This is a genomic window from Proteiniphilum sp., assembly GCF_034331125.1.
GTDB lineage: Bacteria > Bacteroidota > Bacteroidia > Bacteroidales > Dysgonomonadaceae > Proteiniphilum > Proteiniphilum saccharofermentans.
This window is the reverse complement of sequence record NZ_JAXQGC010000032.1, coordinates 52,670-66,106: the sequence shown is the minus strand read 5'-3', so window position 1 is coordinate 66,106 and position 13,437 is coordinate 52,670. Positions and strand designations below refer to the sequence as shown.

Sequence of the window (13,437 nt, the reverse complement as noted above, 5' to 3'; positions counted from 1 at the left end):
ATTATCAATTACCAATTATCAATTACCAATTACCAATTACCAATTATTTGAGAACCAAGAGCCAAGACTATAGAAATTCAATATTCAATATTCAATATTCCTCCACTTCTTGACTTCTTTATTAATTAATTTTCTTGGCACATTAATCACATCAATCCCTTAGTCCTGATCCAAATCTCTCTGTTTCTTCCTCAACCTCTTCATCTCTTTTGCTTCCCTGTCGGTAGAGAGATAGATATACATGGCCGGAATGAGGAAGAGAGTGAGCAAGGTAGAGATGAGCAATCCACCCACTACGGCCGTACCCATTGCGATCCGCCCGTTGGCTCCTTCACCGGTGGCGAACATAAGAGGCAGCAACCCAAGGACAGTAGAAATATTGGTCATCAGAATAGGACGTAACCGCTGTAATGACGCATCAATGATCGCTCTGAGTTTATTGATGCCGGCATTCTGGCGCTGGTTGGCAAACTCCACGATAAGAATACCATTCTTGGTAACCAATCCGATAAGCATAATAATTCCGATCTGGCTGTAAATATTCATCGTGATCCCGAATATCCACATGAACAGTAGTGCCCCGAACAGAGCCAGAGGAACCGTAAACATGATGACAAACGGGTCTTTGAAACTTTCGAACTGCGCGGCCATCACAAGGAAGATCAATACGATGGCCAGTGCGAAAGCGAAAAGCAGGCTGGAAGAACTCTCCCGGAAGTTCCTGGATTCGCCTTCGAGGGCAGTCCTGAACGTTTCGTCCAGCACCTCGGCGGCAATTCTGTCCATTTCTTCCAACCCTTGACCCAGTGAATAACCGGGTGCCAATCCCGCCGAAATGGTGGCTGAATTGAAGCGATTGTACCGGTAAAGCTGGGGAGGGGCAACCGACTCTTCGAGTTTCACCAGGTTGTCCATCTGAATCATTTGTCCGGCATTATTCTTGATGTAAATAGTTTTCAGGTCGACCGGTGTGTTGCGTTGCTGGCGGTTGATCTCACCCAGGATCTGATACTGTTTACCGTTCATATAGAAATATCCCATCCGCTGGCCGCTGAGCGCATATTGCAGGGTTTGGCCGATATCGCGGGTACTTACCCCTAACATGGCTGCTTTGTCGCGGTCGATGATTATCCGTGTTTCCGGTTTGGTAAACTTCAGGTCTACGTCACTCATCTGAAAGTAGGGACTTGCGTTCATCCTGTCCATAAAAGGGGGAATAAACTCTTGCAATTTTTCAATATTAGGCGCCTGTAACACATACCGTATTGGCATGCCGGCACGGCGGCCGCCGAAGGTGGATTGTTGCTGTACGAACGCACGGGCGGCAGTCTCATTCCTTACGGCAAGGGTGAGGGCATCGGCTATTTCCATCTGGCTGCGTTCACGTTGATCCATATCGGGCAAAACTAAGCGCACCATGCCGAATCCGCCGCGGGTCATGGTGATGTTCGATTCCCTTTCGGGCGCGACAGAATCGGCGATCTCTGAGATACGGTCGGTATAGTCCCTGATAAATTCGTAGGTAGCCCCTTCCGGAGCGGAACTTCTGACCATCACCACGGAGCGGTCTTCTAAAGGGGCCATCTCTGCGGGGATCATGTTCCAGAAAAGGATAATAAATACCCCGGAAACAATGATGACGGGCAGGACGAGCCATTTGTGGCGCAGAAACGAACGCAGCGATCTGTCGTAAAACCGGTTCAACCCATCAAAGATTATTTCGGTCTTTTCGTAAAGTTTATTCTTTTTCCGTCTTTTGGCGAGCATTTTGGATGAAAGCATAGGCACAAAAGATAAGGCGGCAAAAGAGGAGATGATGACTGCTCCGGAGATTACAATACTGAATTCACGGAACAGCCGCCCCGTCATCCCTTCCAGAAAAACAATCGGGAAGAATATCGCTACCAGCGTGATGGTAGTGGAGATTACGGCAAAGAATATCTCTTTGGATCCCATAATAGATGCTTCCTCGGGATCCATTCCGCTCTCTACTTTCTGATAGATGTTCTCAGTCACCACGATGGCATCGTCCACTACAAGTCCTACTGCCAGTACGACTGCCAGCATCGACAACACATTGATGGAAAATCCGGCCAGATACATCACGAAAAAGATCCCGATGAGCGAGATAGGGATCACCAATGCGGGGATCAATGTCACGCGCCAGTTCCTTAAAAAAATAAAGATGATAGCTACGACCAGGATGAAAGCGATGACTACCGTGGTTTCCACCTCATGGATGGAGGCCCTGATAAACCTGGTATTGTCGAATGCCACGTCGATGGCCACATCTTCGGGAAGGTCTTTGCGCATTTGCTCCATGCGTACCCTTACCTCGTCGGCAATATTGATATGGTTGGCACCCGGTTGTGGAATGATCACACAACTCACCATAGGCACACCGTTCCTCTTGAGGATATTCTGGCGGTTAGCCGCATCCAATTCGGCGTATCCCACATCGCGGAAACGTACAATACGGAAGTCATTCTCTACTAAGATCAGATTGTTGAAATCTTCCGGGGTTTGCATCAATCCCATGGTACGTATGGATTGTGCTATATGGTCGCCCTCTATACTTCCGGCAGGAAGTTCGATGTTTTCCCTGTCCAGTGCGTTTTTAATATCTATCGGGGTGATATTATATGCCGCCATCCTGAGAGGATCAAGCCACAGACGCATAGCGTAGCGGTATTCACCCCATATCTCCACAGCACTTACGTTAGAGATGGTCTGTAGCCGCTCTTTCACAGTAAGGTCGGCGATCTCGGAGAGTTCCAGCATCGAACGGACGGGACTCTGTATGGTGATCTGCATGATGGGATCGGAGTCGGCATCGGCTTTTGATACCGTGGGAGGATCTACATCGCGGGGCAGGTATCTTTGCGCGATGGAGACTTTGTCTCTTACGTCGTTTGCGGCGGTCTCCATATCCACGCTCAACTCAAATTCCACGGTGATCCGTGAACTGCCTTGGCTACTTTGGCTGATGAGCGACCGGATACCCGGAATACCGTTGATATTCTGTTCCAGCGGTTCCGTAATCTGGTTCTCAATTACTTCCGCATTGGCACCGGGATAGGATACGTGTACGGTAATGATGGGGTTATCCACGTTGGGATATTCGCGGACGGGAAGGCTGGTATAGCCGATCAGACCGAAGATAATGATGATCAGCACCATTACCGTGGCCAGTACCGGTCGCTTTATACTTAATTCCGATAAATTCATCTTGTATTAATCTGCTCTGTTTTCAACCATCTGGCCGATTTGCACCGGCATCCCGTTCCGTAACTGCATTACACCGGTGGTCAGAAGAGTGTCGCCGATATTCAGGCCGCTGATCACTTCTACTGACGAGGATGTACGCATGCCTGTAATAATCTCCACTTCCCTTGCGTTGCCGTTGTCGTACAGATAGGCAATATCGCGCCCCATCTCCTTGATACTGGAGATACTTGGTATGACGACGGCATTGTCGATCTGATCCAGGTTGATCCGGACACTGGCGGACTGACCCGGTTTCATCCTCCTGTCGGTATTGGGATAGCGGGCTCGTGCAAAGAGATTGAGGGTTTGTACGTCTAACCGTGATTCCACGGCATAAACCGTAGCATTATATACTGTCAGGTCATTTTCCACCGTGAAAAAAATTTCGGTTCCCGGTTGGATCATATTCACGAAATTCTGGGTAAGGGAGAATTCGATTTTCAGGGGTGAGATCTTGGTGAGATTGGCTACCACTACCGAAGGCGATGCGTATGCCCCTTCACTCACCTGCCTCAACCCGATCATACCGTCGAAAGGGGCTCTCAGCTCAGTCTGCCGGATACGTGCTTTCACCAGATCTATATCGGCTTTCAGTGTTTCTAGCTGCGTGGCAACCGATTGGTACGTTTCCTGGCTGATGGCATCTTTCTCAAGGAGTGTCTGTTGACGATACAGCCTGTCTTCTGCCAGCGGCAATTGGGCTTCCAGTTTTTTGAGCTCTGCCTGTAACGGAGCATCGTTTACCTTTGCCAGTAATGCCCCTTTTTGTACATAGGAACCCTCCTCGAAATAGATATCGGTGATCTTTCCTGCCGACTCGAAAGTGAGATCTACCTCCTCGTCAGGCAGCAGAACCCCTGTGATCCGGAACATATTGTTCAACGTTTGGGGCTTCAGTACGGTCGCGTTTACCATCAGCGCCCTGCTACCACCTCCGCCTGTATTCATCCGAACGGGAGCATTATCCTGCTCCCCGGGAGTAAGTAGTTGTTTGATCCTTGGGAAGAATGCCATCCCCAGAATTAAAACTGCGATGGAGGCAAATACAATTATTTTTGTTTTCCTATTCATACAATTGTGTAATTTCCTGTCGGCTAATATGCGTAGTATGTATTATTTTATCGCTATATTTCTTATTCGCAAAAAATCTTTCAAAAATACCCATTAAACGAGAGAAAACGTAACATAGAAACGGTTTTTAGTTTTTTTTAGGCCTTAAAATCGATATATCATCCAAATAAGTCGATGAATCCTATACGGATCAGCAATTAAATAACTATTTTTGACATTCAAAAACAGAGATCAATACAAATAAAAATAAGAATAAGTAGGTGTATGAGAAAATTGTTTCTAGCATTGGTGTTTATTATGAGTGGTATACTTCTGGCTGAAGCCCAGGATTGGGCGAACCTGGAGCGGTTCAGGGAGGATAACGCGAAATTGGGATCGGCAAAAACGTGTGACGACCGGGTGGTCTTTATGGGTAATTCCATTACACAGGGTTGGAAAGAAAAGGTACCTGAATTTTTTGAGGGTCGTCCCTATATCAACCGGGGGATTAGCGGGCAGACTACACCGCAGATGTTACTCCGTTTCCGTCAGGATGTACTTAAGTTATGGCCTAAAGTGGTGGTGATCCTGGCCGGAACGAATGATATTGCCGGTAATACTGGCCCGTCGACACTGGAAATGATCGAAGACAATATCCATTCCATGACGGAATTGGCACAGGCGCATGGCATACAGGTAGTATTGTGTTCGGTTCTCCCTGCATACGACTATCCTTGGCGCCCCGGTTTGGAGCCGGCTCCTAAAATTGTGGAATTGAACAAACGTATTAAGCAGTATGCCGGCACACGCGGGGCTGTCTATTGCGATTTTTTCTCTGCCATGGCTGATGAGCGTGACGGCCTGCCGGAAGAACTGTCGGAAGACGGCGTGCATCCAAACAAGGAGGGATATGCCATTATGGGGCCTTTGGTGGAGAATGCCATTGCCCGGGCACTTCTTATGTGGAAGGAGTTTAAATAATATTTTTATTTGATCTTTTTCCTATTGGTTTTTGGATCTTGGCGGCAATCCCAAATTGCCGCTATATATACTGTATCCCCTTTTATATAGTAAATAACTTTGTAATTATTTACTATTAATCCCTGAAATATTTGAGGTTCATTGATTAATACTGGTTCAACCGCAGCCATTAGAGGAAAATCACGAAGTCGGTCTATTTCATCCAGAAAATCATTGTATAATCTAATCGCCGCATGTTCATTCGTTCCGGCAATTGAATTATAGATGTCTTCTAAATGCTCTTCTGCTGCGATTAAGAATTTTATTTTCATTTACGGGGATGTTTTCTTCTCATTTCTTCCATAGATTTGCCTCCTCCGTTTTGTTCATCTTCAACAGAACGTCTTACTTCCTCTATTAACTCTTCTGATGAAAATTGACAGGGAGTAGTTTTTATTCTACGATAGTAGGCTTGTACCCGTTCGATTACAGAGCTATCTTGCTCGTTTTCTATTTCTTTTTGAAATTGGGCTTTCAATTCTAATGTTGCCATGTACAACTCCTTTCTTTTTTGATACAAATAAAGATAATATTCTTTTCTCAGATTGTGGAGATCTGTGACAATTTAGCATTTTTTCTTATTTTGCTTTATAATCATTCCTAGTTCCTGCTCCTTTGGCTGTATATGGTAAATATAATTACAACTACTCCCTGACTCCGTTTACTATTACGGTTCTATGAATTCGTATGCATTGATATCTCTTAACCCGGGTGCGCTGAAGTATGTTCCCAAATCTCCCCTGATCTTTACTTTTTTATCGAAATTGTCTGGGTTACCTCGTAGATTCAGTGCATTTCTGGCACTTCCGGTGCCCAGCATCACCGGTATAATCCGAGCCAAGTCAGTCTCTCCTTGATTGTCCGCCAGTGCGAGATTGCTTTGAGAGACATCACCGGATAAATTGGTCGAAAAACTGTTCATGGAGGAAGACGAAAAATATCCCACAATATACCCTTCCACCCATACACCGGCTTTACCTTGGTATTCTTGCGCTTGGATTACCGTGTAGGGAGATCTCTTTGACCCGGGTATTATCGGAGGATTTTCGTTCGTGGTAGATACGGTCGCATTGGTGGAAGGTCCCTCAATCCAATTGGATATTGTTCCTACGGTAACGGCGGGTGTCCGATCCGAATCTAAAAAAACATTATAAATGTACCGGGTCGATTTATCGAAAGATTGGATCTCCGGTACACTACTCAGGGGGTATTTGAACGTTTCATCATCCAATAGGAACCACAATTCCATCCCGTTGAGGCTGGATGTGGGCAAAAGGATCGCCTCGGCGGTCGCTCCGTCGGATGCCACCATACAGGCAATATTGCCGGTTGCGGAAGGCGCCGACAATGTCCCGTCCGTAAGGTTGAAATTGGCATTTATCCCTGCGTTGGTGATAATTACTTCTATGCCGTTCAGGTTAGGTATAAATTTGTGCTCTATCGTGAGCGTGATTTTCGCCAGTTGGTGGGAGAACAACATATTGACATTGGGTTTACCCGAGTTGAATGCTTTTGCATTATCGGAATAGAGGAGGTCTATATCGGACTGTACCGACTGATTGGACAGGTCGATAGGATATGTCAAGTTGGCAATCATCTCTTTATAAGGATAATATCCGATGAAATCCACATTCGATCCATCGAGCGGGAAGGTAATGGTGGTTGCCCCTTTTGCCGGTAAAAACGTTGATGTGCCTGTAGTTTCATACTTTGTATTCTGCACGATGGCCGAAGGTCCGAGTGCTTCGCCCGATTTCTTCATATACACGCCTATGGCATCTCCTTTATCCCACGTGGAACCGGAGGCGCGGGTCTGCAGCCCCTCGATCGCGGCACTTAATTGAACTTTCTCGCCTGCGCCTGGAGGGATTGGCGTATCCCCTTCGCACGAAGCGATGACAAAACAGATGAGAGAACAAAAGAACACTAATTTTTTTGCTTTCATGATGTGATTTTTTTTGATTTTCACCTTGTCAAGGTGATGTTCTGAAAAAAATGAGTAGTGAATAGTACAAGGTCAAAGTACGCGGTATAGATAACGTAAACTAATCTCAGCACCGTACCACAAAGATTATTGTACGGCGGAAAGGACACACAAGATATATTATCCCATTTCTAAAATGAAACGGAATGCAATTACAAAATAATACATGTGAAATCCAAATGTATTAACGAAATAATATTTAAAAACAGTTAAGGTCTTGGTCGCTGTTACTGGGTTGACAAGTGTCTCTCAATGAGACACGTAAAATCAAATAATGATTTATATTCCAGTAAGATGGTAATTTCCCGATCCTAATTCGATTTCGATACTATTTTCCGTTTCCGTAACATTCCTTATGCCCTTCCCTGTTGGTGTCGACACGTTCAGTTCCTTTGGCAACCTGATGATGGCTGAACTGTTTCCGGGAATGGTAATATCCCAATGGAATGTTCCGTTTTCTTTTTTCCATTCGCTTTTAATTTCTCCGTAAACCGATTTATAGGAGGCTTTTACATGCGATAATCCTTCGGGGAATTTCGGCTCCATCAGCAGTTTTTTATAAGCCGTACTTTCCGGATGGTTTTTGATCCCTGCCAGATCCTCATAAAACCAGATAAGCAGATCGCCCAGTAACATCACATGATTCGCGGAATTCATTGCCGGATCGGCCGTATCTCCGTTCCACAGTTCCCAGATGGTGGTCGCCCCTTTTTCGATCATATATCCCCAACTGGGATAGGTACGGTTGGTGGCGATCCTGTAGGCCAGATCTACATTTCCCTGTTCCGTCAGACCGCGCATCAGGTGCTGGATTCCCAATACTCCTGTGCTAACATGACCGTTGAAATCCACCTCTGTCTTGCGTACGATATTGTCGAACACTTTTTGTTCATATCCTTCCGGTACCAGCCCCAGGCGAAGCGAAAGAATATTGGCCGTGACAGTATTATTATCATACAAAGCTGAATCAGTATTGAAAAAACGGGCATTATACGCCTCTTTGATCTTCGATGCCAGCTCTTGATACCCTGCTATATCTTTCGTGTTGCCAGTGAGCTTGGCAAATTCGGTCATCAGGTTCAGCAGGCTGTAGTATACGGTGGTGCTTAAAACGGCTCCGGCTGTTTTCCGGGAAGGATCCTTCGAATGGATGAGTTCCTGTGATTCGGGCGGCATGCACCAGTCGCCGTATGTATCTTTGGTGAGGATATAATCCTGCATCGATACCTGTTGGATACGTTCCAGATAGCGTTTCATGGATGGGTAGTGCCTTTTTACCGGTTCGGTATCGCCAAACTGCAGCCACAACATCTTTGCCCCGTAGAAATAGGCGGCCGGCCAGGTTACATCGTCATTAAAGATAGTCCAGTACCGTGGAGAGACCACCGAAATGCTGCCTTCGGGGCTTTGCGAATCTTCGATATCCTGCAGCCATTTACTATAAAGTAGTGCATTGTTGAACACGAAGGCTTCTCCGAAGCATCCGGTCGCACGGTCACCCAGCCAACCCTGACGCTCATCGCGTTGCGGACAGTCGGTGGGCATACCCCTGTAGTTCCCGCGGATTCCCCAATAAGCGTTTTTGAATATTTGATTGATGGTTTCGTCGGATGTCTCGAATTGTCCGGTCGTTTCCATTTGGTCATAGATAACCCTGCCGGTGAAATCCGACAATTCCGGTTGGTAATCGAGGCCCGATATTTCTACGAAGCGGAATCCGTGAAAGACGAAAGAGGGTTCCCAACTGAAATCCCCGTCTTTCGAAGGCGTATAGATGTCGGTAACCTTTGCACTCCGCAGATTTGCCATATAGAGTGTTCCGTCGGGATTGAGTATTTCCGCGAACCGCATTGTGACAGGCTGATCTTTTTCACCTTTCAGCCGGTTGATCTTTATCCAGCCTACCATATTCTGTCCCATATCCAGGATAAATTTTCCGTCGGTCAGTTTTGTGATAGCTACCGGTGTCAGTTCTTCCTGTACGCGGATATTCGGATTGGGTTGTGCGGTAAGTGTCCCTCCGGGTGCAGACATTATATCGACCTGTTTCCAGGTAGTATCGTCGTAATTGATCTTATCCCATCCGGGAAGCTCCATCCGGGCATCATATTCTTCTCCGTCGAATTCGTTATTGGCAATGATGGGGCCTCTGGAGGTGACTTTCCAGGATTCATCGCTGACAATAACATCTGTTGAACCGTCGTTGTACTCAATTTCCAGTTGTGCCAGTAGTCGGGGAAAACCGAACACCTGGGTTGGGGATTCGCGCATACCGAAATAGCGACAGTTACCTAATTTTACCCCCAATAGATTACTATCTCTTTGAATCAGGGAGGTAACATCATATACGTTGTAATATACTTTTTCAGGATACCATGAAACCGTGGGGGCAAGAACGTCATCCGATACTCGCTTTCCGTTTATATAAGCCTCATAGGCGCCTTGCCCGGAGATATAAAGCACTGCACGTTTTACCTTCTGTTTACTATCGAAAGGTTTTCGCAGATAACGGGCAGCCAGACGGGTATTTCCCTTATCTGTTTCACCCGGATTTGAAAGTGCATTTTCGCCAATCCATTTGGCCTGCCAGCCGGCAATGTCCGGTAGGGCCATAGACCAGTGGTTGATCTTACTCCAGGCTGTTTCTCCCTGATTGGTCGTTACTTTTACCCGCCAGTAATATACTTCTCTCGGAGAAAGTGTTTCTCCCGTATATGGGATAAGTATGGATTCATCATCAGCAACAATTCCCGAATCCCATAACAAGTTGTTTCCTTTTTCCAGATCCTGCTCCGATCCTGCTACCTGAATCTGGTAGCTTTCCTGCTGCAAATCAGGTTGGTTAGAGGTGATCTGCCATGAGAATCGGGGTGTCGATGTGCTCACTCCCTGGGGATTCTCCTGCATTTCTACCTTCAGGGAATCCACTCTGACCGCTGTTCCCTGACATCCGGCCATGAATATGGCCAGGATAAGTCCAATTAAAAAATGAATGTGTTTCATATTGATTAAGAAGTTAGAAATTAGAACTCAGAACTCAGAAATAAGAAGTTAGAAGTGGAGAAGTAGAATTACTAATTATCCAATTAGCAGTTTCAAAAAAAATTCACTTTTCACTTTTCACTTAAACCACCTTCCCACCTTATTCATATTGACATATTAGCATATTATCAAATCAATATCGGTCAATTACTGAACCGGTACTTTCCTGCCGGAATTTCAAAAAGGATGTATCCTTCTTTTCTGCCAGTTTCTTTGACATGTTCAGCATTCACATGTACAGTTTTTTCGTTGTCATAGGGGAACAGGACTGTTGCGGTACAGTTTGGCGGTACAGTTACATTTAATGTAATCCTTCCGTTTTCACGCTCCCATGAGGATTCTATCAACCCGGCCGGAGAATCGAATGAAGCTTTTGCAGAGGATATTTGTGTTTCGGTGAGTTTGGGTATCCGTACCATAAACTTTCTGAATCCGGGAACATCGGCATCCCTTCTGATACCGGCCACACCGTCGATATACCACGCACCGGGATAGAGATAAGAGCTGTGCAGCAGTGAGTGCCCCGACAAATCCTTTTCCCACATCTCCCATATAGTAGTGGCTCCGCTTTCACGCATAAGCCCCCACCCCGGATAGGTGGTCTGGGATGTCATGGAATAGATGAGGTCGTCTCGCCCCTCTTCACGTAATACTTTAAAAAGCATTGCACCACCGGTGATCCCTACGTCGATATGTCCGTTCTTATGAACGAGAATTTCTTCAGCCAGTCTCTCCATCACCTTTGGGCGTAATTCAGCCGGCATGATATCGCCATAGAGAGCCGCAGAAAGGCTCCGCATCGATCTGTCCGAATAATTATGATCGTCCGGATGATAATATTTGGCATGGATAGCTTTAGATGACTGTTCTGCCTGACGCGCCCATTGTTCTGCCTCTTCAGTTCTTCCGATCACCCTGGCAATTTGTGTTGCAGTTTTCAGGTTATATACCCAATAGCAGTTATTGAAAAAGATATTTTCATCGGAATAGTTATTCATCCCTTGCGACGTAGCTCCCGGCCAGAGCCAGTCGCCCAGGAAATCCCACCGTGCGCCGTACCGTTTGAGCATATCGTTTTCTACATGAGTATCGAGAAATTCCAACCAGCCTTTGATCATTTCGAAATTATCTTCGAGCACCCGCATATCATCATGATGTTGATATATGAACCACGGGAGGGTGACCACTATTCCGCCCCATGCCGGGCCGCCGCCACCATGGTAGGTCGGTGCTGTCTGAGGGAGTATACCTCCACCCAGTATCCTGCCGCTTCCTTCCTGCTTGCGTGCCCATTCCGGATCGTTCATATTGCCTGTCATCGGTTCTGTTCCCTGCACGTCGCGCCAGTCTTCCAGCCATTTGGTATAGAAAGCACCCAGTTTGTAATTAAACAGGCCGGTTTCGGAAGTGGCATGTGCATCGCCGCCATAGCCGAATCGTTCGCGTTGGGGACAGTCGACGATAAATCCGCCAAGAGACAGATTCTCAAAAGTCCATTTTACCGTATTGTAGATCCAGTTCTGCAACGGATCGGAACACTCGAAACGGGTTGCGTCATCGAAAGCGGTACGTACCATCCATCCTTTGATCTCCTCTTTTTGGGGAGCCGATCTCAAGCCTTTAATCGTGATCCATCTTCCCGAACTGTAGTTGAATCGGTTTTCAAATGTGCCTTTTCCTGAAGCACCGATAACGTAAGCGTTCATCAACCCGAACGTTATTTCTTCCTGACCTCTTTCCGAAAACAGAAACCGGATGGTATCGCCGGGGTTGCCCTGTACTGATATTTGTGTCCATCCCGCGAAATTTACGCCCATATCCACACGGTAAGAGCCATCGGGGCGGGATTCGACGGCGACCGGATGAATCTCGTCAATCAGGATGTTGGTTTCTACCTGCTGAGTTGATAGTTCAAGCGCCGGTGTGTATACTGTGGCGTTTTTCCAGTTGCGGTCGTCCAGGGTTGCCAGGTTCCACTCTTCCACCTCTTTACTAGCATCCCATATCTCGCCTCCGTATCCTCCTACTCCAAATCCCCAGTTCCCAATCAGCTTATTGGGACTCGGATAGGTTTTCCACGACTGATCGGTAGCGATCCTCGCCAGCTTGCGGTCGTTGGCATCGTAGATATCCGTCTGGGCGATTACCAAAGGGGTACGGGGTTTATCGGCCGTTGCGTAAGGAGCAAAGATAGACCACGAAGTTCCCAGCCATAGGGCGATGACGTTTGTGCCGGATGTAAGTGCGGGTGCAATATCGTAGGCAATGTAACGCGCCCGTTTAGTATGGTCCGTTACTGCCGGTGCAAGTACATGATCATCGATTCTTTTCCCGTTGACATATACTTCATGATATCCTACCGAAGCGACAAACAGCGTCGCTTTAGACGGGTTTTCCTTTAAATCGAAAGTTTTCCGGAACCACGGATCATACATTTTGTTGGGTCCTTCCGCCGGATTGTAAGCCTTGTCCGTACCGATCCACTTGGCTGTCCATTCGTCCTGAGAAAACAATCCCGTGCTCCATTCAGCTGTTTTGCCGTAAACCGATATCTTTCCTTTTTCATCTTTTACTGATACCGTCCAGTAATATTTTTGGTCGGATTGCAGCGGTTTACCTCTGTATTCTATCAGTTGCATATTGTCTGATTCGATCCATCCGCTGTCCCACATGTCGCCGAAATGGTCAGCCCTTTTTTGCAGCGAACTTCCTACCAGTATGCGGTATGCTGTTTGTCGTTGTCCGTAAGCTGATTCATCGGTCGGTTGGAGTGTCCAACTAAAACGTGGATGCGTTACATCCAGACTTGCCGGATTCTTCAGGTGTTCACAGGTGAGATTCACCGGAGCGACTGATGCTTTTTCCTTCCCAAAAACCGTTATAGCTAGAGAGGTGAGAATTAGTATAGCCAGAAAAAAGATTATTCGTTTCATATGATTAAATTTTGAACTCAGAATTTTGAACTCAGAAGTTAGAAATTAGAAGTCGGAATTGGAGAAGTATAGAATTGGAGAAGGGAAGAATAACAGGGTAATCAGCCAATTATCAAATCGTTAAATCATCACATCATCACA

8 protein-coding genes are annotated in these 13,437 nt (G+C 46.4%); 1 reads left to right on the top strand and 7 read right to left on the bottom strand.

What is annotated here, in order from left to right; genetic code table 11:
- Positions 1-159 precede the first annotated feature (159 nt).
- Both U2P89_RS06420 and U2P89_RS06415 read right to left on the bottom strand, forming a co-directional pair.
- Positions 160-3,228, bottom strand: coding sequence for an efflux RND transporter permease subunit (locus U2P89_RS06420; protein ID WP_322190970.1), 3,069 nt, complete (start codon positions 3,226-3,228; stop codon positions 160-162).
- 6 nt (positions 3,229-3,234) lie between these two features.
- Positions 3,235-4,338: an efflux RND transporter periplasmic adaptor subunit gene (locus tag U2P89_RS06415; protein ID WP_092026161.1), complete on the bottom strand. Its 1,104-nt coding sequence runs from the start codon at positions 4,336-4,338 to the stop codon at positions 3,235-3,237.
- A gap of 264 nt (positions 4,339-4,602) precedes the next feature.
- On the opposite strand from U2P89_RS06415, the gene U2P89_RS06410 reads away from it, so the two are divergent.
- Positions 4,603-5,298 (top strand): SGNH/GDSL hydrolase family protein, encoded by a 696-nt coding sequence (locus U2P89_RS06410; RefSeq protein ID WP_076930935.1) that lies wholly within the window; start codon positions 4,603-4,605, stop codon positions 5,296-5,298.
- A 5-nt stretch (positions 5,299-5,303) separates the two neighbouring features.
- Here U2P89_RS06410 and U2P89_RS06405 read toward each other — a convergent pair whose 3' ends face one another.
- The 5 genes from U2P89_RS06405 to U2P89_RS06385 form a co-directional block, all read right to left on the bottom strand.
- A complete protein-coding gene (locus tag U2P89_RS06405) occupies positions 5,304-5,609 on the bottom strand; it encodes a type II toxin-antitoxin system RelE/ParE family toxin (protein WP_322190969.1) in 306 nt (101 codons plus the stop codon).
- Positions 5,606-5,830 (bottom strand): hypothetical protein, encoded by a 225-nt coding sequence (locus U2P89_RS06400; protein WP_322190968.1) that lies wholly within the window; start codon positions 5,828-5,830, stop codon positions 5,606-5,608. The genes U2P89_RS06405 and U2P89_RS06400 overlap by 4 nt, the downstream gene beginning before the upstream one ends.
- 174 nt (positions 5,831-6,004) lie before the next feature.
- Positions 6,005-7,282, bottom strand: coding sequence for a fimbrillin family protein (locus tag U2P89_RS06395; RefSeq protein ID WP_322190967.1), 1,278 nt, complete (start codon positions 7,280-7,282; stop codon positions 6,005-6,007).
- Between the two features lie 318 nt (positions 7,283-7,600).
- Positions 7,601-10,324, bottom strand: a complete 2,724-nt coding sequence (locus U2P89_RS06390; protein WP_322190966.1) for an alpha-L-rhamnosidase — start codon at positions 10,322-10,324, stop codon at positions 7,601-7,603.
- Between the two features lie 182 nt (positions 10,325-10,506).
- A complete protein-coding gene (locus tag U2P89_RS06385) occupies positions 10,507-13,296 on the bottom strand; it encodes a family 78 glycoside hydrolase catalytic domain (protein WP_322190965.1) in 2,790 nt (929 codons plus the stop codon).
- Positions 13,297-13,437: the final 141 nt, after the last annotated feature.

Excerpts from the sequence above, each read along its gene's own strand:
- U2P89_RS06405 (WP_322190969.1), bottom strand. The coding sequence starts at position 5,609 with ATGAAAATAAAATTCTTAATCGCAGCAGAAGAGCATTTAGAAGACATC.
- U2P89_RS06395 (WP_322190967.1), bottom strand. The coding sequence starts at position 7,282 with ATGAAAGCAAAAAAATTAGTGTTCTTTTGTTCTCTCATCTGTTTTGTC.
- U2P89_RS06390 (WP_322190966.1), bottom strand. The coding sequence starts at position 10,324 with ATGAAACACATTCATTTTTTAATTGGACTTATCCTGGCCATATTCATG.
- U2P89_RS06410 (WP_076930935.1), top strand. The coding sequence starts at position 4,603 with ATGAGAAAATTGTTTCTAGCATTGGTGTTTATTATGAGTGGTATACTT.
- U2P89_RS06400 (WP_322190968.1), bottom strand. The coding sequence starts at position 5,830 with ATGGCAACATTAGAATTGAAAGCCCAATTTCAAAAAGAAATAGAAAAC.
- U2P89_RS06385 (WP_322190965.1), bottom strand. The coding sequence starts at position 13,296 with ATGAAACGAATAATCTTTTTTCTGGCTATACTAATTCTCACCTCTCTA.
- U2P89_RS06415 (WP_092026161.1), bottom strand. The coding sequence starts at position 4,338 with ATGAATAGGAAAACAAAAATAATTGTATTTGCCTCCATCGCAGTTTTA.
- U2P89_RS06420 (WP_322190970.1), bottom strand. The coding sequence starts at position 3,228 with ATGAATTTATCGGAATTAAGTATAAAGCGACCGGTACTGGCCACGGTA.